This is a genomic window from Rhizobium moroccans (assembly GCF_057559155.1).
Window position 1 is genome coordinate 25965 of sequence record NZ_JBHFJG010000015.1, and the last position, 18701, is coordinate 44665.

General features: G+C 62.6%; 15 protein-coding genes. 4 read left to right on the forward strand and 11 right to left on the reverse strand.

Translation table 11 applies throughout. The features are described from left to right. Window positions 1–23 precede the first annotated feature (23 nt). The 9 genes from ACE04I_RS11005 to ACE04I_RS11045 form a co-directional block, all read right to left on the reverse strand. The gene (locus ACE04I_RS11005) at window positions 24–1301 is read right to left on the reverse strand and encodes an L-fuconate dehydratase (protein WP_046794193.1); all 1278 of its coding nucleotides are present in this window, start codon (window positions 1299–1301) and stop codon (window positions 24–26) included. A 22-nt stretch (window positions 1302–1323) separates the two neighbouring features. Beyond that, entirely contained in the window at window positions 1324–2058 is a 735-nt protein-coding gene (locus tag ACE04I_RS11010) for an SDR family oxidoreductase (RefSeq protein WP_046794194.1), read from the reverse strand. Between the two features lie 33 nt (window positions 2059–2091). Continuing rightward, a complete protein-coding gene (locus ACE04I_RS11015; protein ID WP_046794195.1) occupies window positions 2092–2421 on the reverse strand; it encodes an L-rhamnose mutarotase in 330 nt (109 codons plus the stop codon). A gap of 10 nt (window positions 2422–2431) precedes the next feature. Then, window positions 2432–3439: a zinc-binding alcohol dehydrogenase family protein gene (locus ACE04I_RS11020; protein WP_046794196.1), complete on the reverse strand. Its 1008-nt coding sequence runs from the start codon at window positions 3437–3439 to the stop codon at window positions 2432–2434. A 12-nt stretch (window positions 3440–3451) separates the two neighbouring features. After that, on the reverse strand, window positions 3452–4288 hold the full coding sequence (locus tag ACE04I_RS11025) for an amidohydrolase family protein (RefSeq protein ID WP_046794197.1): 837 nt from the start codon (window positions 4286–4288) through the stop codon (window positions 3452–3454). Window positions 4289–4292: 4 nt separating this feature from the next. Continuing rightward, window positions 4293–5306 carry an aldo/keto reductase gene (locus ACE04I_RS11030; RefSeq protein WP_046794198.1) on the reverse strand — a complete coding sequence of 338 codons (1014 nt, stop codon included), beginning with the start codon at window positions 5304–5306 and terminating at the stop codon, window positions 4293–4295. A gap of 62 nt (window positions 5307–5368) precedes the next feature. Further along, the gene (locus tag ACE04I_RS11035) at window positions 5369–6310 is read right to left on the reverse strand and encodes an ABC transporter substrate-binding protein (RefSeq protein ID WP_046794199.1); all 942 of its coding nucleotides are present in this window, start codon (window positions 6308–6310) and stop codon (window positions 5369–5371) included. Between the two features lie 105 nt (window positions 6311–6415). Continuing rightward, the gene (locus ACE04I_RS11040) at window positions 6416–7444 is read right to left on the reverse strand and encodes an ABC transporter permease (RefSeq protein WP_046794200.1); all 1029 of its coding nucleotides are present in this window, start codon (window positions 7442–7444) and stop codon (window positions 6416–6418) included. 8 nt (window positions 7445–7452) lie between these two features. After that, a complete protein-coding gene (locus tag ACE04I_RS11045; RefSeq protein WP_487207071.1) occupies window positions 7453–9000 on the reverse strand; it encodes a sugar ABC transporter ATP-binding protein in 1548 nt (515 codons plus the stop codon). Between the two features lie 279 nt (window positions 9001–9279). On the opposite strand from ACE04I_RS11045, the gene ACE04I_RS11050 reads away from it, so the two are divergent. Together ACE04I_RS11050 and ACE04I_RS11055 are read left to right on the forward strand one after the other, a co-directional pair. Continuing rightward, complete coding sequence (locus tag ACE04I_RS11050) at window positions 9280–9981, forward strand: FadR/GntR family transcriptional regulator (protein ID WP_046794202.1); 702 nt, start codon at window positions 9280–9282, stop codon at window positions 9979–9981. 56 nt (window positions 9982–10037) lie between these two features. Continuing rightward, complete coding sequence (locus ACE04I_RS11055; RefSeq protein WP_046794203.1) at window positions 10038–11570, forward strand: UxaA family hydrolase; 1533 nt, start codon at window positions 10038–10040, stop codon at window positions 11568–11570. A 192-nt stretch (window positions 11571–11762) separates the two neighbouring features. Here ACE04I_RS11055 and ACE04I_RS11060 read toward each other — a convergent pair whose 3' ends face one another. Next, complete coding sequence (locus tag ACE04I_RS11060; RefSeq protein ID WP_046794204.1) at window positions 11763–12992, reverse strand: OpgC family protein; 1230 nt, start codon at window positions 12990–12992, stop codon at window positions 11763–11765. A gap of 199 nt (window positions 12993–13191) precedes the next feature. Beyond that, the gene (locus tag ACE04I_RS11065; RefSeq protein ID WP_046794205.1) at window positions 13192–16701 is read right to left on the reverse strand and encodes a PAS domain-containing hybrid sensor histidine kinase/response regulator; all 3510 of its coding nucleotides are present in this window, start codon (window positions 16699–16701) and stop codon (window positions 13192–13194) included. Window positions 16702–16885: 184 nt separating this feature from the next. Between ACE04I_RS11065 and mscL the strand changes: the two genes are divergently transcribed. Next, on the forward strand, window positions 16886–17311 hold the full coding sequence (mscL, locus tag ACE04I_RS11070) for a large conductance mechanosensitive channel protein MscL (protein WP_487207042.1): 426 nt from the start codon (window positions 16886–16888) through the stop codon (window positions 17309–17311). Between the two features lie 102 nt (window positions 17312–17413). Next, window positions 17414–18583 carry a pyridoxal phosphate-dependent aminotransferase gene (locus tag ACE04I_RS11075; RefSeq protein WP_046794359.1) on the forward strand — a complete coding sequence of 390 codons (1170 nt, stop codon included), beginning with the start codon at window positions 17414–17416 and terminating at the stop codon, window positions 18581–18583. Window positions 18584–18701 lie beyond the last annotated feature (118 nt).

Consider the following 18701-nt stretch of genomic DNA (forward strand, 5'->3'; position numbering starts at 1 on the left):
CGGATGAGGCCCCCACCCCGAAACTACCCCCTGAATGTATAGTCCGCGATCGACTGCGGCTTCATCTCGATCGAGAAGCCCGGCCGCGAGGGCGGCATGTAGGCGGCGTTGCGGATGACGCAGGGATCGACGAAGTGCTCGTGCAGGTGATCGACATATTCGATGACGCGGCCTTCCTTGGTGCCGGAAACCGCGACATAGTCGATCATCGAAAGATGCTGGACATATTCGCAAAGCCCGACGCCGCCCGCATGCGGCCAGACCGGGAGATTGTATTTCGCCGCGATCAGCAGCACCGCCAGCACCTCGTTCAGCCCGCCCATGCGGCATGAATCGATCTGCACGATATCGATCGCGCCTTCGGCGATGAACTGCTTGAACATGATGCGGTTCTGGCACATCTCGCCGGTCGCGACCTTCACCGGACCGATCGCCTGGCGGATCTTGCGGTGGCCGGCGACATCGTCGGGGCTCGTCGGCTCCTCGATGAAGAAGGGATTGGCGAAGGCGAGCTTCTTGACCCAATCGATCGCCTGATCGACTTCCCATACCTGGTTGGCGTCGATCATCAGGTAACGGTCGGGGCCGATCACCTCGCGGGCGATGGTCAGCCTGCGGATATCGTCCTCCAGATCGCGGCCGACCTTCATCTTGACGTGGTTGAAGCCGGCATCGACGGCTTGCCTGCAGAGACGGCGCAGCTTTTCTTCCGGATAGCCGAGCCAGCCGGCCGAAGTCGTGTAGCAGGCATAGCCTTCGCGCTTCAGCGTCTCGATCCGCTCCGTCTTGCCGGCCTCGGCTTTTTTCAAGATCGCGACGGCCTCCTCACGGGTCAGCACGTCGGTGAGGTAGCGGAAATCGACGATATCGGCGATTTCTTCCGCCGAAAGCTCGGAGACGAGCTGCCAGACAGGCTTTTCTTGTTGCTTGGCAAGAAGGTCCCAGAAGGCGTTGACGACCGCGCCGGTGGCAAGGTGCATGGCGCCCTTGTCCGGGCCGATCCAGCGGAGCTGGCTGTCGCTGGTCAGATGCCGCCAGAACTTGCCGGGGCTGGCGCGGAAGGCTTCGAGTTCCTGGCCGACGACCAGGTGCCGCATGGCCTTGATCGCCATGCAGCAGATGTCGTTGCCGCGGCCGATGGTGAAGGTAAGCCCATGGCCCGTAAGCCCCTCGCTATCGGTATCGAGGATGACGTAAGCCGCCGAATAGTCGGGGTCCGGGTTCATCGCATCCGAACCGTCGAGGCTTTGCGAGGTCGGAAAGCGCAGATCGAAAACGCGAAGATCGGTGATGCGGGTCATGGGTCTCTCTTTATGGTGTGACTCAAATGGTCCAGCCGCCGTCGATCGCGAAGGCCTGGCCGGAAGTGTAGGTAGCGCCGGCGATGTAGACGGCGAGATCGGCGATCTCCTCCGGCGTGCCGAGCCGGCCCATAGGCTGGCGGGCGATGAAGGCGGCGCGGGCTTCGTCGTAATTGCCCTGGGCGCGCATGCGGTCCTGCAGCGAAGGGCTTTCGACCGTGCCGGGGCAGATGCAGTTGCAGCGGATGCCCTGCGCCACGTAGTCGGCGGCAACCGCCTTTGTAAGCCCGACGACGGCCGCCTTGGTGACGCCGTAGGCGAAGCGGTTCGGCACGCCCTTCACGCTGGAGGCGACCGAGGACATGTTGATGATCGAGCCATCCTTGCGCTCCAGCATGCCGGGCAGCACGGCGCGGATGGTGCGGATCATCGCCTTGACGTTGAGATCGAAGGCGAATTCGAGATCGCTGTCCTTCATTTCGAGGATCGAGCCGCCATGTACGACGCCGGCGCAATTGAAGAGGATATCGACCTTGCCGATCTTTTCGACCGCGGCCGTGACCGCGGCTTCGTCCAGAACGTCCAGCTTCGTCGCCGTCAGGTTGGGAAGCTTCGGGAGTTCGGCGAGCGCCTTTTCGTTGATGTCGGTCGCATGAACCGTGGCGCCGGCCTTGGCAAACGCGACGGCGCTGGCCCCGCCGATGCCTTGCGCGGCGGCGGTGATGAGTACGGTCTTTCCTTCGAGCGTCTTGGTCATTCTATCCTCGATCTTGTCCAGTCGGTCCGGCGGTCAGTCGTGATGGAAAACCTCCTCCATCATCGCCCACCATTCCCCTTCCTTACGGCTTTCGAGCGGCTTTTGGCAGGGGATCGTGAAGGACCACCATTCCTGATTTTTCGGGTCGGCGGCGATTGTCGCCATGTCGGCCTCGAAATCCGTGCCGTGATACTCCCAGGTGCCGAAGAGCAGGTTTTCCGGCTCGCGCAGGAAGATCGTGTAGTTCTTGATGTTGGCGCGGCTGATGAGGTCGAGCACTTCCGGCCAGACGGCGGCATGCAGCCGCTTGTATTCGGCGATCATTTCCGGCCGCACACCGATCACCATGCCCATGCGTTGCATCGTGTTCTCCTCAGACTTCCACCAGCGCCTTGACCACGCCGGCAGCGGGGTCGGTGAGGCCCGCGAAGCGTTCCGGCACCTCGGCAAGCGTCATCCGGTGGGTGATGAGCGCTTCCGGCACCTCGCCGGCGCGCATCGCCTCCATCACCCGCTCGAAATCCGCGACCGTCGCATTGCGGCTGCCGAGCAGGGTCGTTTCCCGCTTGTGGAATTCCGGATCGGAGAAGGTGATGTCGCTCGCGACGATCGAGACCAGCACATAGGTGCCGCCATGGCCGACGAGCGAGAAGCCGCGCTCGATGGCCTTCGGATTGCCGGTCGCATCGAAAACGACGTCGAAGAAATCGCCGCCGGTGATCCTGGAAAGCTCCTCCGTATCGCCGGAGCCGAGCTGCACGGTATGCGCTACGCCGAGATGCCGCCTGCCGAACTCCAGCCGGTCGGCGCGGCCGTCGATCAGCGTCACTTCGCCGCCGTTGAGGCGGGCGAAGATTGCCACCGCCATGCCGATCGGTCCGGCGCCGACAATCAACACCTTCTGGCCGGGTTCGACCTTGGCGCGGGCGACCGCATGGGCGCCGATCGCCAAGAATTCGACCATCGCGGCCTGATCGACGGACAGACCCTCCGCCTTCAGCACGAATTGCTCGGGCAGGGAGAGATATTCCGTCATGCCGCCGTCGCGGTGGACGCCGAGCACGCCGATATTGCGGCAGCAGTTGGTCTTGCCCTTGAGGCAGGCGCTGCAATGGCCGCAGGAGATATAGGGAATGACCGAAACCGTGTCGCCGGCCTTGAGTCGGCTGCCGGCGGGTGCTTCCTCGACGGTCGCCGAAAGTTCGTGCCCCATCACCCGCGGATAGGAGAGGTAGGGCTGGTTGCCGGTGAAGATGTGGAGATCGGTGCCGCAGACGCCGATCCGCCGGAGCTTTACCAGAACCTCGCCTTCGCCACGCGCTGGCTTGGGTCGGTCGATGGCGGAAAGCTTGCCGGGGGAATCGCAGATGATGGTCAGCATGATTTCAACCTGTCAGGAAGCGGATGGGTGGGAGGCGCCCAGCCGGTAGAAGGATTTGGCGTTGCCGCCGAAGACGGCGTCGTGTTGTTCGGCCGGCACGATATCGAGGCATTGCGCGAGCCAGGCTTGGTAGTCGCCGGCAAGCCGGAGCACCGGCCAGTCGCTGCCCCAGATCACTCGTTCCGGACCGAAGAGATCGAGAATGGTCTCGGCATAGGGCCGCACAGCCTGCGGCTTCTGGTCCCCGGCTTCGGTCAGCAGGCCGGAAAGCTTGCAGTGGAGGTTCGGCAATTGGGCGAGCGCCTTCATCCGCGAATACCAGCCGACAAACCGGCCCTCCGCGATCAGCGGCTTGGCGCCGTGATCGGTGACGATCGGCAGCTCGGGATGCCGCCCGGCGAAGGCGATGAGCGGGTCGAGATGGCGGGGCAGAACCAGCGCATCGAAGACAAGCCCATGCTCCTGCATGGCTGCGATGGCCGGATCGAGCGCCGGATCGTCGATCCAATTGTCGTCGGCGATGTCCTGCAGCATCGGCCGAAAACCTTTCAGCTTCGGATGCTGCGCCAGCCGGGCGATATTGGCCGGGGCATCGGCCGCCTTGAGGTCCGTCCAGCCTACGACGCCGAGAATGAAGGGATGGCGGTCGGCAAGGTCGAGCATGAAATCGGTGTCGGCCTCGCTCTCCATGGTCTGCACCAGCACGGTGCCATCGACTTTTGCCTCGGCAAGGATCGGTTCGAGATCCTCCGGTATGAAGTCGCGATGGATCGCGGCAAGTTCGGCTGGAGGCCATTGGCCCACCCGGTCGGCGATCCGCCAGAAATGCTGGTGCGCATCGATCCGCATGGGATCAGGCTCCTTCGCCCGGCACCGGCGCGCCTTCGGCGATCAGCCCGCGTTCCTTGAGCCGTGTCCAGAAGGAGGCAGGGATGGTTTCGGAAAACCAGTCGACATTCGACTTGATCTGTTCGGCGGTGCGGGCGCCGGAAACGATCGTGACGACGGCCGGATGCGCGAGCGGGAATTGCAGGGCCGCGGCTTGCATGCTGACGCCTTCTTCTTCGCAGGCGGCGTGCAGCGCATCGACGCGGGCGATCATTTCGGCCGGCGCGTCGGCATAGTTGAATTTTCGGTTGCCGGCGAGGATGCCGGAATTGAAGGGACCGGCGACGACGATCGCCACGCCCTTTTCGGCGCAATCGTCCATGAAGGCGAGGCTCTGCTGCTCGAGCAGCGTATAGCGGCCGGCAAGCATCGAGACGTCGATATCGAAGACCTGCATGGCGTCGCGGATGATTTCCCATTCGTTGACGCCGAGGCCTATGGCCTTGGTCGAACCCTCGTTGCGCAGTTTGCCGAGCGCGCGGAAGCCGCCGCCTGCCATCAACTGGTTCCAATAGTGTTCGTGGCGGTCGCCATGGGTCATGCGGCCGATATCATGGATATAGAGAATATCGGGCTTCAAGATGCCGAGACGCTGCTGGCTCGCCTCGAAGGACCGCATGATGCCGTCATAGCTGTAGTCGTAGACCGGCCGGAACGGCAGCGGCTCGACATAGCCGTCTTCCTCGGGGCCGACCGTCTCGTCCGGCGTCATCACACGGCCGACCTTGGTGCTCAGCGTATAGCTCTCGCGCGGCAGATCGGTCAGCATCGTGCCGAGCCGGCGTTCCGATCGCGTGAAGCCGTAGAAGGGAGCGGTATCGAAATAGCGGATGCCCGCATCCCAGGATGCCTTGAAAGCGCCGGCCGATTCCTCATAAGCGGTCTTGCGATAGAGGTTTCCCATCTGCGCGCAGCCGAGACCCATGAGGGTGACTTCGACCGGGCGATGGGGCAGGGCGCGTTTATCGGCGACGTTCATCTGCAAATCCTTGAAGTCATAAAAGGGACGCGCACCATTCGCGATGCGCGCCAGCGGGAGGATCAGTAAAGGACGTTCTTAGCTTCCGGCTTGTCGATATTGTCCTTGGTGACGACGACCACGCCGGTATCGACGAACTTCTCGACCTTTTCCTTGCCGATCACCTTCTTGACGGTCTGGATGCCGAGTTCGCCCATCTGGAAGGAACCCTGCACCGCGATGCCGGCGAGCGTTCCGTCCTTGACGAATTCCTGGAGATCTTGGTTGCCGTCGAAGCCGATCGCGACCACCTGACCAGCCTTGCCGGACTGCTTCAGCGCGCGGCCCATGCCGATCGCAGTCGGCTCGTTGGCGCCGAAGATGCCCTTGAGGTCGGAATTGGCGGCGAGAACATCGGTCGTCTGGTTGAGTGCGGTCGCCATCTGGGACTGCGAATAGAACGGGCCGACGATTTCGAGCTTCGAGTTCGCCTTGATGTAGTCGGTGAAGCCGCCGACGCGGCCGATCTCGGAACCGGCACCTGCCACATAAGACATGACGGCGATCTTGCCTTCCGTGCCGACCTTTTCGATCAACGCCTGGGCGGCCAGTTCGCCGGCCTTCTTGTTATCGGTGGCGAGGAACGATTGGTAATACTGCTCCGAGCCCTCGGCCAGCATGGAATCGATGATGATGACCGGGATGCGGGCTTCCCAGGCCTTCTTTACGGCCGGGACAAGCGCATCCGGATCGGATGGGGCGAGCACGATGCCGGAGACGCCGCGGTTGACGGCATTCTCGACCATGTTGACCTGATCGGCGATCGCCGATTCCGCGGCCGGACCCTGGAAGGTCATCGTGTCCTCGCCGCCGGCCTCCTTCATGGCGGCATCAGCGCCCTTCTGGACGTTCTGCCAGAAGGTGGAGTTCACGGTCTTGACGATGACGGCGATCTCGCCGGCCTGAGCCGGGATCGCGGCAAGCGCGATCGCGGATGTCAGCAGCGCGGCTGCAAGTTTCTTCATTTCTTCCTCCTACTTCGATTGGCCTGACCGGCCGGTTTTCGGGAGCTCCTCACTCCCTGTCACTCTTTCTGTATGCCGCGGAAAAAGGTCCGCGCTGCCTTCTCTTCATCGGCGGTTGCGTAGCTGGTCGATCCAGACGGTGACCAGGATGACGAGGCCGATGATGATCTGCTGCGTGAAGGCGGAGACGCCATTCATGTTGAGGCCGTTCCGGAGAATGCCGATGACGAAGGCGCCGATCGCCGTGCCGGAAATCGTGCCGACGCCGCCGATCAGCGAGGTGCCGCCGATGACGGCGCTGGCGATCGCATCGAGCTCGTACATCACGCCCTCGTTCGGCTGAGCGGTGACGAGGCGCGACATCAGCACGCAGCCGGTCAGCCCCGCGAGCGTGCCCGACAAGATATAGGTGAAGCTGACGACGCGGCTGACATTGACGCCGGAAAGGCGCGCGGCATCGGCATTCGAGCCGACCGCATAGATATGCCGCCCGAGTACTGAACGGTTCAGCATGAAGGAGACGGCAATCGCGATCACCACCATCAGGATGACCGGGTAGGGAATGCCCGGGAATACGACGGTCGGAAAGCCGTCGTCGCCGATGTTGACGATGCGCAGGAACGAGCCGTTGCCGAGCACGCCGAAGGACTCTCCGAGACCGGAGACGGCGCGGGCGCCGGTGATTTCGAGCGCCACACCGCGGGCGATCAGCATCATGCCGAGGGTGGCGATGAAGGGCGGCAGTTTCAGTCGCGTCACCACAAACCCGTTGATCCAGCCGCAGAGCGAGCCGGTCAGGATGCCGAGCAGCATGCCGACGGGAACCGGCATGCTCCATTCCTTGACGGCCAGCGCCGCAACCACGCCGGAAAGCGCCAGTACCGAGCCGACGGAAAGATCGATGCCGCCGGTGATGATGACGCAGGTGGCGCCGATGCCGAGAAGGGCGATCGAGGTGACCTGCAGCGCCACCGTCATGCCGTTGTTGACGGTGAAGAAGGCGCTGCTCGTGAACGAGAAGACGGCGATCAGCACGAAAAGGCTGCCGAGTGCGGCAAACTTCTGGATGATGTCCTTCTGCCGGTCGTTCAGCGAAACGCTCTTCTGCTTCGGAGTTTCGGTAATCTCAGCCATGCTATGCCTCAATTCGATCGCGCGTAGCCGGACGCGTATCGCATGATTTCTTCCTGGTCGGTCTTGCGGGTCTCGAGGATGCCGGTGATGCGTCCGTTATGGAAAACCGCGACCCTATCGGTCATTCCGAGGATTTCCGGCAGTTCCGAACTGATGAGAACGACGCCGATGCCCTCGGCGGCAAGCTCATCCATGATCTTGTAGATCGCGAATTTCGCGCCGACATCGATGCCGCGGGTGGGTTCGTCGAAGAACAGCACCTTCGACTTGCGGAACAGCCATTTGCCGATGATGATCTTCTGCTGGTTGCCGCCCGAAAGCAGCCGCACCGGCTGCTTGATGGAAGGCGTGCGGATATTGAGAAGGCTCACATAATCCTTGGTGGCCTTCTCATGCTTGGCAAAATCGATGAGGCCGAAACCGTTCGAGACCTCGTCCATGTTGGCGAGCGTCATGTTGGCGTCGACCGGCATCTTCACCGCCAATCCTTGCGCCTTGCGGTCTTCGGAAAGGTAGGCGATGCCGGCGGAAATCGCGTCACGCGGCGAGCTGATCGAAAGCGTCTCGCCGTGCAGGGTCACGGTGCCGGTATCGAGCGGATCGGCGCCGAAGATGGCGCGCGCGACTTCTGTGCGTCCCGCGCCCATCAGCCCGGCAAAACCGAGGATTTCGCCGCGGCGGAGCGTGAAGGAGACATCGCGGAAAAGCCCGGAGCGGGTAAGCCCCTCGGCCTTGAAGATGATGTCGTCGGAAGGTGTGGAAGTCCGGTCGGGAAACTTGTCTTCGAGCGAGCGGCCAACCATGCGCGCGACGATGGCGTCCACCGTGGTGGCGGCAAAATCGTCCGTCGCGATATAGCGGCCGTCACGCAAGACCGTGACGCGATCGACGATTTCCGCCATCTCGTCCAGCCGGTGGGAGATGTAGACGATGCCGACGCCGGCGGCTTTCAGGTCGCGGATCACCTTGAAGAGAAGGCGGGTTTCCTGCTCGGTGAGCGAAGAGGTCGGCTCGTCCATGATGAGCACTTCCGCATCGAGCGACAGCGCCTTGGCGATCTCCACCATCTGGCACTGGGCAACCGAAAGGCTGCGCACCGGCGCATCGGGATCGATATCGACGCCGAGCCTATCGAGACAGCGCTTCGCATCGGCCTTCAGCTTCTTGCGATCGACGAGGAATCCGCGACGCGGCTCGCGGGCGAGATAGATGTTTTCCGCCACCGAGAGATGCGGAACGAGGTTGAGTTCCTGATGGATGATGGCGATGCCGGCAGCTTCCGACTCCAGCGGAGAGGAGAAGCTGCGTTCCTCGCCCTTGTAGACGATCCTGCCGGCATTGGCCTGATAGACGCCGCTGATGATCTTCATGAGCGTCGACTTACCGGCGCCGTTTTCGCCGCAGACCGCATGCACTTCGCCGCGCCGCAGGTCGAAATGGACGTCGGAGAGAGCGCGGACGCCCGGAAATTCCTTGGTGATGCCGTCGAGCCTCAGCAGCGGCTCGCCGGCCTTGGATCTCTCCTCGGAGCCAAGGCCATGGGCTGGCGCATGCATGCCGTGTCCGGCTGATCCTCCCATGGAACTCCTCCCGTGCCGCGATGGCCTTGAACAGCCGGACTAGCTCCACCCGCCGGCTTTGATCCTATTGGTTAAACCCGATGACTGAACTGGTCAAGCCAATTATCTCCGCGAGGAGGATGGGTGACGCGAGACCGGTCCATGATGATTGGGTGTCTGGATAAATATCCTTGTAAATCAATCATATGTTTTCCTCCTTGCTCTCGTCCGACACAATGACTATGGTAAGGCCACGTTATCCAGCGCGGCAAAAAGATGAACGGATCAATCAAGGCGGCGGAGCCGCGAAGGCTGTACCAGCAGATCGCGGACCAGATACGCACCCTCATCAATGGCGGGCATTTTCCGGCCGGCGCGCGGCTGCCGGCGGAGCGTGAGCTTGCCCAGCAATTGGGCGTTTCCCGGCCTTCGCTGCGCGAGGCGCTGATCGCGCTCGAAATCGACGGCAGCGTCGAAATCCGCATGGGATCGGGCATCTACGTGACGGCCGAGTCCGAGCGCCGCACCTGGCAGACCGGCTCCATGGGCGAAAGCCCGGTGGAGCTGATGGAGGCGCGCGCCGCCGTCGAGGGAGCCGTGATCCTGGCCGCGGCGGCGAGGGTCACGGGTGAGGGGCTGAAATCGCTTCGCCAGATCCTCGATACCATGCGCGTCGAGATCGAGGCGGGCCGCAAGCCGCTCGATCAGGACCGGCTCTTTCATCTGACGGTCGCCACCCAGAGCGGCAATTCCGTGCTGGCCCATATCGTCGGCGATCTGTTCGACGAGCGGCACAGCCCGATTTCGGCGCAGATCAGGACGCGTTTCGAGACGCCGGATACCTGGCACCGCGCGCTGGAAGAGCATGAGGCGATCTATGCGGCGCTGGAGGCGCACGATCCGCTTCTCGCCCAGGCGATGATGCATGCGCATCTGGAGGAATCGAAGCGCCGCTGGATGGAAAACGAGCCGCGCTGAGCTGCGTTCGAGACGAATAGACAGATTAAAATCCTCCGGGGGAGGAGGGAGTGAACATGGACGTCATGGTATCGCCGATCATCATTCTCAACGCAGCCGACGATGTCGGCGTGGTGCGCCGCTCCGTGCAGCCCGGCCAACCGGTCGGCTACGGTGATCTGACGGCGTGCGAGTTGATCGGCCGCGGCCACAAGGTCGCGATCAAGCGCATCCCGGCTGGCCATGAAGTGAAGAAATACGGCCAGGTGATCGGCCTTGCCACGCAGGATATCGAGCCGGGCAGCCATGTGCATCTGCACAACCTCGCCATGCTGCCGTCCGAACACGAACATCAGTTCAGCGTCGATATCGAGGAAAAGGGCATGCTGCCGGAAGGCGAGCGGCGCACTTTCATGGGTTACGACCGCGGCATCGGCGGCGCCGGCACCCGCAATTATATCGGCATCATTTCCTCGGTGAACTGTTCCGCCACCGTCTCGCGCTACATCGCCGATTATTTCAACCGCATGGGCGGGCTGGAAGGTTTCGGCAATGTCGATGGCGTCGTGGCGCTCACCCATGGCGGCGGCTGCGCGCTCAACAACAAGTCGGAAGGCTACCGGCTGCTGATCCGCACCATCCAGGGCTATGCGCGGCATCCGAATTTCGGCGGCATCCTGATGATCGGGCTCGGCTGCGAGACCAACCAGATCGCGCCGATCCTCGAACATTACCGGATGGAGGAGGGCGACCGGCTGCGCACCATGACCATCCAGCAATATGGCGGCACGAAGAAGACGATCGATGCGGCGATCGAAATCATCAAGGAAATGCTGCCGGCGGTGAATGCCGCAAGGCGCACGCCGCAGCCCCTCTCGAAGCTGAAGCTGGCGCTCGAATGCGGCGGCTCGGACGGCTATTCCGGCATTTCCGCCAATCCGGCGCTTGGGCATGCTTCCGATCTGATCGTGCGCCATGGCGGCACGACGGTGCTTTCCGAAACCCCTGAAATCTATGGGGCTGAACATCTGCTTACCCGCCGCGCGGTGACGCCGGAAGTGGCCCAGAAGCTGCTGCAGCGCATCGAATGGTGGCGGGATTACACCGCCCGCAACGGTGACGAGCTCAACAACAACCCTTCGCACGGCAACAAGCTCGGTGGGCTGACCACAATTCTCGAAAAGTCGCTCGGCGCGGTCGCCAAGGGCGGCTCCATGCCGCTGAAGGCGGTCTACGAGTTCGCCGAGACGGTGACGGAGCCCGGCTTCGTCTTCATGGATACGCCGGGCTACGATCCGGTCGCAGTGACCGGACAGGTCGCCGGCGGCTGCAACGTCATCTGCTTCACCACCGGCCGCGGCTCGGTCTCGGGCTTCAAGCCGGCCCCCTGCATCAAGATCGCCACCAACTCCGAAATGTACGAGCACATGAAGGAGGACATGGATCTCAACTGCGGCGGCATCGTCACCGGCGAGGAGACGATCGAGCAGTCCGGGACGAGGATTTTCGAGCAGGTGATCGCAGTCGCCTCGGGCGAAAAGACGCTGAGCGAGATCTACGACTACGGCGACAACGAATTCGTGCCGTGGCAGGTGGGCGCGGTGACGTGACACCGTCGCTCTCTCTGTTCCCGTCATCCTCGGGCTTGTCCCGAGGATCTACTCACGATCAATTCATGGGAGTGGTTAGACGCTCAGGCCTGTCCCGCGCATCTGCCAACATCAGACGTGGATAGATCCTCGGGACAAGCCCGAGGATGACGGAAGAGAGCGGTGATCTGAGCTCACCTCCCCAAGTTTGTTTTACCTGATGACCATCTGCTGCGGCTTGGCATGCTCCGTGCGCGCCTCGCCCGACTGCTGACCGCCGATGCCGAAGAGCTTGTCGCGTTCCCGCCAGAGCGCGGGCAGCGCGAGAAGCGCGACCCCGACCAGGGCGATGGCCGTCTTGGTCATCTGGCTGAGTTCCGGCGAGCGGCCGTCGAAATAATAGACGGCATAGACGATCGCCACGTGCCAGACATAGACGTAGAGCGAATGGCGGCCGAGAAGCTGCAGGAACCGGATCGAGAAGACCCAGGTGATCGCCGCGGCCACTTTCTGCACCCAGGCGCTCGGATGCTTCGGACCGGCGACCAGAAGCCAGGTGACGAGCGCTGCCACGGCGGCGAAGTTCAAGAGATAGACCGGACCGAAATCGGCGCGGATTTCCATCGTGGCGAACTTGCCCACCATGAAGCCGGGCATCAGGTTATGCGCCGTGATGATGCGCAGCGGCAGGAAGAACAGCACGATCAACAGCGCCATCTTCGGGATGAAGGTGTTTTCCGGTGTCAGGATCTTCTTCCAGTCGATCTTGCCGGTCGTGGTCATCGCACCCAGCACGAGCGCCGAATAGAAGACGATCTGCCAGCCGAGGAGGTTGAACGACACGCGGATGCCCTGGTCGTCCGCTCCCATGACGAGTTGGTTCAACGGGCCGGTGACGACCTGCTGCAGGCCGAGCTGGCCCGCCATCCAGACGATGATCGAACCGGCGAGCACATAAGCCCATTTGTCTTCGAGCACGAGCTTCACCAGCATCGGTGCGAAGAGCATGTAGATGACGTATTGCGGCAGGATGTCCATGAAGGTCGGCTGGAACAGGAAGGTCGCGATCGCGGCGAGCCGCAGCGGATCGTCGAACGTCGTATAGCCGAGCCAGTTGAACCAGATCGTATAGGCGCCGGGCAGGAACATCTGCGCCACCATGACGGCGATCACGATGCCCATCGCATAGCGATAGAGCTCGAAGGCGCGCCCATAGATCAGCTGCTTGCCCACGGCATAGCCGTTCTTCGCCATTTTCTTGGCGTAGACCATGCCGATCAGCAGGCCGGACAGGAAAACGAACCCTTGAGCATCCTCCACGAAGGCGAGCTGGTTGTGATTGATGCTCACCAGCCAATAGCCGCCAGCAAAGACGAGATGGTTTATCAACATGAAAACGAGGAAGTAGCCTCGCATACCGTCAATAATATCAAAGCGCTTCATCGTTTCGCGGTCTCCATTTTTGCCGTACCGAAGGCTTTGGGAGCGCCGCTCGGTTCGTAAGGCCTCTGTGGGCCAGGGTTACGCGCCTAAACGTCACGAAACCGGGAGGGTTCCGCCATACGACGGTTTAGGCAGGATCGGTCGTAAACACTACGTGATGACTGTGGGATGAACAGGGCAGGCGGGGCTGTGGACTGCGTTATTCCGCCGCAACCCGTTTGACGCTCGCGACCTGCGTCAGGTAGGCGCGAAGTGCTGCCGGGCGAACCGGCTTGTGCTGAACGCCGATATCGTGCTTTTCCGCCTCGGCCCGCACTTCCGGCGTTCTGTCGGCGGTAATGACGAGTGCCGGGATTTCCGCGCCGTAAAGCGAGCGCAGCATCAGGATGGCCTCGATGCCGTCGCCGTCGTCGAGGTGGTAGTCGGCAATGATGACCTCCGGCGGCGGTTCCCGCCGGGCTGCGATCTGGTCGATGGCCGCAAGCGATTCGGCCTGGCCCACGGTGCAGCCCCAGCCCGAGACGAGCAGCGCCATGCCTTCGAGTATCCTCGGCTCGTTGTCGATGCAGAGCACGCGAAGCCCGTTGAGCGGCTGCGAACGGCTCCTGCCTTCCGTCATTTCGGCGCCGCGAACCGCCTTGGGTGCGGCGAGATCGACCGGCACCCGCACGCGGAAGATCGTGCCCTTGCCGGGGCTCGAGGAAAGCTGCACCGGATGGTTCAGGACGCGGGAAATGCGGTCGACGATCGAAAGCCCGAGCCCGAGGCCGGATGCAGTCTTCGCGCCCTCGTCCAGCCGGGCGAATTCCTTGAAGACGGTCCGGAACTTGGAGGGCGGTATGCCGATGCCGGAATCGAGCACCTCGATCATGACATGGTCGCCGCGCCGTCTGGCGCCGATGAGCACCTTGCCGTCGATCGTGTATTTGATCGCGTTGGAGACGAGGTTCTGGATGAGGCGGCGCAGCAGGTTGGCGTCCGAGCGTACCTTCACCGAACTCGGCACGACGGTGAATTTCAGCTTCCTCTCGCGCGCCATGGGCGAAAAATCGGTCTCGATCCGTTTCAGGAGATCATCGAGTGGCACGGATGTGAAGCGCGGCTTCATGGCGCCGGTGTCGAGCCGGGAGATATCCAGCACGGCGCCCAGGATGGTTTCGACCGATTCGAGCGAGGAATCGATATTGCGCACGAGCGGGCTGTTCTCCGAAGCGCCGAGCCGTTCGACGAGCGCCGAGGAATAGAGGCGGGCGGCGTTCAGCGGCTGCAGGATGTCATGGCCGGCGGCGGCGAAGAAGCGCGTCTTGCCGATATTGGCCTCCTCCGCCGAGGCGCGCGCTTCCCCCAGTTCGCGATTGACGCGGGTAAGTTCTGCCGTGCGTTCCTCCACCCGCTGTTCGAGCGTTTCGTTCGCCTGCTTCAGCGCCCGGTCGGCTGCGACGCGTTCGGTAATATCGGTGAAGGTCGCGACGATCCCCTTGTCCGGCATGGCGTTCGACCGCACCTCGATGATCCGCTCGCCGCCGGAAAGTACCAGCGCGAAAGGCGCATCGAGGGTCTGGAAATGACGGATGACCTCTGTCTGGTCTTCGGCCGGGACATCCCCGCGCTCGGAAAGGATGGAGACGATATCGGAGAGCGGAAAACCCACCTGGCCCACCTGTTCCGGCAGGTCGAGGAGATTGCGGAACCGGCGGTTCCAGATCGTCAGCCGATGGTCGCTGTCGAAGACGGCGATGCCCTGGTCCATCTGCGAGAGCGCCGTCTGCAGCATGTCCTGATTGTATTGCAGGGCCTCGCTCGCCTGATCCAGCAGCCAGGCCGTATCGGCATTGGTATCCTCGGCCTTCTGCAGAATCAGCGAGAGCACGAGCCTGGCCGAGGACGAGCCGATCGCGCTGCCGAGGAGCTGTTCGGAAAAGTGCACCAGCGCCATGTCGGCGGGCTGGTCGTCGTCGATCCTGCGCCCGGCCGTGCTTTCGTAATTGGCGAAGGAACGCCGCATGCGCTCCTCGCCGAGATAACGGGCGATCGCGGCTTTCAGGTCGCCGACGCTGACGCGGGTCTTCCAGCCGCGCGTGGCGAATTGCGAGCGGGTGTGACGCTTGACGAAAATGCCGGCCTGGATGCGCTCCACCGGCCGCGGGTTGCGGGACAGCGAGCCGACCACAAAGGCGAGCGTGTTGAGCATCAGGCTGAAGAGCGTGACGTTGACGAAAGGATCGGTTTCCGGACCGGAGAAGATCGAACTCCCCGGAAACAGGAAGGCCAGCACGGTGGCGGCGATGGGAGAATTGTCCGGTCCGCCGAGGCTCGGCACGAAAAGCAGGTAGGCCCAGACGAAGAAGCCGAAGGACATGCCGAGGATGGCGCCGCGCGCATTGGCCCTGCGCCAGAAAAGGCCACCCAGGAGGGCTGGCGCGATCTGCGCGATCGCCGCGAAGGCGAGCAGCCCGATCGAGGCGAGCCCCGATTGGCTGTCTGCGCCGCGATAGTAGCCATAGCCGAGGATCAGCACCACGAAGATCGCCGTGCGCCGGATGCGCAGCAGCACCTTGGCGAAATCCTCACGATGCCCGGAGCGCCGCATCAGCTTGTGGCGAAGGAAGACCGGCATCACGATGTCGTTGGAAACCATGATCGAGAGCGCCACCGATTCGACGATCACCATGGCGGTGGCGGCCGATACCCCGCCGATGAAGGTGATGAGGGTGACGACCGGAAGCTCGCCGGCGAGCGGCAGCGTCAGCACGTAGAGATCGGCATCTCCGACTCCCCCGAAGGTGATGAGGCCGGCGATCGCGGCGGGCAGCACGAAGAGATTGATGGCGATGAGGTAGAGCGGCAGGAGCAGGCCCGCGACCTTCCGCTCCTGCGGCGTGCGGTTTTCCACCACCGTCACATGGAACTGCCGCGGCAGCATGATGATCGCGAAGGCCGACAGCACGATCAGCACCGCCCAGCGGCTGAGCGGCGTCTCGTAGGAGAGCGCGGAGGTGACGAGCAGGTTTTCCGATGCCTTGGCGAACAGGTCGGCCGGGCCGTCGAAGAGGACGAAGACGACCGAGTATCCGACCGTCGCGAAGGCGAGCAGCTTGACGACGGATTCCATCGCGACGGCCAGGATCAGCCCGTCCTGATGCTCGGTCGCATCCGTATGGCGGGTGCCGAACATCACCGCGAAACAGGCCATCAGCAGCGTGATAATCAGCGCGAGATCGAGGAAATAGAGATTGCCGCTGCCGATGCCGTAGTCGGACGGATCGACCATGACGGCAACGGAACTCGAAACCGCCTTCAATTGCAGGGCGATGTATGGGATCGCCCCGACGAGCGCGATAACGGAGACGATCATCGCCACGGTCGAGTTCTTCCCGTAGCGGGCAGCCACGAAATCCGCGACCGAGGTCAGTTTCTCCGCCTTGGCGAGTTCCACGATCCGGCGGATGAGCGGCATGCCGAGCGTGAAGGCGAGGATCGGCCCGATATAGATGCCGAGAAATTCGAGGCCACGCTGGGAAGCGAGGCCCACGCCGCCGAAATAGGTCCAGGACGTGCAGTAGATCGCAATGCTGAGCGCATAGACCACCGGCCGGCCGTTCACCGGCACGCCGAGCCGACGGCTCCGCCGGTCCCCATAGCTCGCCACCGCGAAAAGCAGCAGGATATAGGCGAATGCCGACACCAGGATAACCCAGCCTGGAAGCATGGTTCCTCCGCCAAGAAAAGGCTGACGGGTGGACTCTAAGGGAAAATCGAAGGCTTGGAAATCGGCGCCTTCTTGGCAAAAAGTCCTATAACATCCGGTTTTTAGTGCGGTTGCGGCCTTTCAACCGCGCACAACTGCGTTATGTTGCGACCTGGAACTTTTTACCATCTAGGAAGGGGCAAGCATGTCAGTGATCAGCGAATTCAGGTCATTCATCGCCAAGGGCAATGTCATCGATCTCGCGGTCGGTATCATCATCGGCGGGGCTTTCACCGGTATCGTCAATTCGCTGGTGAACGATATCGTGATGCCGATCGTCGGTGCGATCACGGGCGGCGGTTTCGATTTCTCCAATTACTTCCTGCCGCTTTCCGGCAACGTAACCGCGCAGAGCCTTGCCGCCGCCCGCGAACAGGGCGCCGTCTTCGCCTATGGCAGCTTCATTACCGTATTCATCAATTTCCTGATCCTGGCCTGGATCATCTTCCTGATGGTGAAGGCCGTGAACAGGCTGCGCGCGATGGAAGAGAAGAAGCCGGAACCGGACGCTCCGCCGCCGGCCGACGTGCAGCTCCTCACCGAGATCCGCGATCTCCTGAAGACCCGCTGATCGGCGGAATGATCACATATATCAATATTGGCCTCACGGATTCTCATGGGAATTCGTGAGGCGGCTGCGCTAAAAGACATGAAAACCTTGAAGGGATTTTCCATGTCGATCGTCAGCAGCCTCAGCCCCCGTGCCCTCGCAGCGCCCGAAAGCGGCATCGTGGAGGTCATCACCTATGCCCGGGGTCGGGAGGGGCTGATCCCGCTCTGGGCGGGCGAGGGCGATCTGCCGAGCCCCGATTTCATCAATCGGGCCGCAAGCGATGCGCTGCTGGCCGGCGAAACCTTCTACACCTGGCAGCGCGGCATTCCGGAGCTTCGCGAGGCGCTTTCGCGCTATTACGCCCGCCACTTCTCCGTCTCGCTGCCGGTCGAACATTTCTATGTCACAGGTTCCGGCATGCACGCCATCATGCTGGCGGTGCAGGCCGTGACCTCTCCGGGCGACGAACTGATCTATCTTTCGCCCGCTTGGCCGAACATCGTTTCCGCCGTGGAGATTTCCGGAGCCAGGGCCGTCGGCCTGCCGCTCGACTTCAAGGACGGGGGGTGGTCGCTCGACCTCCAAAAGCTGGAAGCGCTGGTGACGCCGCGCACCAGGGCGCTCTTCATCAACACGCCCTCCAACCCCACCGGCTGGACGGCCACTCGGGAAGACCTCGAGAATATCCTGGCGCTCGCCCGCAAGCATGGCCTCTGGATCATCGCCGACGAGATCTACGCTCTCTACTATTACGGCGATGCGCCGCGCGCGCCTTCCTTCATGGATATCATGGAGGAGGGAGACCGGGTGCTCTTCGCCAATTCCTTTTCCAAGAACTGGTCGATGACCGGCTGGCGCGTGGGCTGGATCGTCGCCCCGCCCGAACTCGGCCAGGTGATCGAAAACCTCATCCAGTATTCCAATTCCGGCGTGGCGCAGTTCATGCAACGCGGCGCGGTGGTGGCGCTTGATCAAGGCGACGATTTCGTACGCGGCAATATCGACAGGGCGACCCGCTCGCGCGACATCCTCTGCGATGCGCTGATCGCCACCAACCGGGTCGAGACGTTGAAGCCCGATGGCGCTCTCTATGCCTTCCTCAAGGTGGACGGCGTGACGGACAGCCGCCGCACGGCGCTCGACATCATCGACAGGACGGGCGTGGTGCTGGCGCCGGGCTCCGCCTTCGGCAAGGGAGGCGAGCTCTTCCTGCGGGCCTGCTTCCTGCGTGATCCGCGTCAGGTGGAAGAGGCTGCCGGCCGACTCCGCGACTATATTCTGAAGCTTTAGGGTCAAAATTCAATTAGGTTTCGGGCGCGGCGCGAGCCGGATTTCGTGGATGGCAAGGAGAAGGAACCGACGTGGAGCATAACTCCACTAGGAGCCTTCGACGCAGCAAGGCGCGAAA

What these genes read in the sequence shown, in the direction of transcription:
- ACE04I_RS11005 (WP_046794193.1), bottom strand. Translation starts at nt 1,301, where the DNA reads ATGACCCGCATCACCGATCTTCGCGTTTTCGATCTGCGCTTTCCGACC.
- ACE04I_RS11010 (WP_046794194.1), bottom strand. Translation starts at nt 2,058, where the DNA reads ATGACCAAGACGCTCGAAGGAAAGACCGTACTCATCACCGCCGCCGCG.
- ACE04I_RS11015 (WP_046794195.1), bottom strand. Translation starts at nt 2,421, where the DNA reads ATGCAACGCATGGGCATGGTGATCGGTGTGCGGCCGGAAATGATCGCC.
- ACE04I_RS11020 (WP_046794196.1), bottom strand. Translation starts at nt 3,439, where the DNA reads ATGCTGACCATCATCTGCGATTCCCCCGGCAAGCTTTCCGCCATCGAC.
- ACE04I_RS11025 (WP_046794197.1), bottom strand. Translation starts at nt 4,288, where the DNA reads ATGCGGATCGATGCGCACCAGCATTTCTGGCGGATCGCCGACCGGGTG.
- ACE04I_RS11030 (WP_046794198.1), bottom strand. Translation starts at nt 5,306, where the DNA reads ATGAACGTCGCCGATAAACGCGCCCTGCCCCATCGCCCGGTCGAAGTC.
- ACE04I_RS11035 (WP_046794199.1), bottom strand. Translation starts at nt 6,310, where the DNA reads ATGAAGAAACTTGCAGCCGCGCTGCTGACATCCGCGATCGCGCTTGCC.
- ACE04I_RS11040 (WP_046794200.1), bottom strand. Translation starts at nt 7,444, where the DNA reads ATGGCTGAGATTACCGAAACTCCGAAGCAGAAGAGCGTTTCGCTGAAC.
- ACE04I_RS11045 (WP_487207071.1), bottom strand. Translation starts at nt 9,000, where the DNA reads ATGCATGCGCCAGCCCATGGCCTTGGCTCCGAGGAGAGATCCAAGGCC.
- ACE04I_RS11050 (WP_046794202.1), top strand. Translation starts at nt 9,280, where the DNA reads ATGAACGGATCAATCAAGGCGGCGGAGCCGCGAAGGCTGTACCAGCAG.
- ACE04I_RS11055 (WP_046794203.1), top strand. Translation starts at nt 10,038, where the DNA reads ATGGACGTCATGGTATCGCCGATCATCATTCTCAACGCAGCCGACGAT.
- ACE04I_RS11060 (WP_046794204.1), bottom strand. Translation starts at nt 12,992, where the DNA reads ATGAAGCGCTTTGATATTATTGACGGTATGCGAGGCTACTTCCTCGTT.
- ACE04I_RS11065 (WP_046794205.1), bottom strand. Translation starts at nt 16,701, where the DNA reads ATGCTTCCAGGCTGGGTTATCCTGGTGTCGGCATTCGCCTATATCCTG.
- mscL (WP_487207042.1), top strand. Translation starts at nt 16,886, where the DNA reads ATGTCAGTGATCAGCGAATTCAGGTCATTCATCGCCAAGGGCAATGTC.
- ACE04I_RS11075 (WP_046794359.1), top strand. Translation starts at nt 17,414, where the DNA reads ATGTCGATCGTCAGCAGCCTCAGCCCCCGTGCCCTCGCAGCGCCCGAA.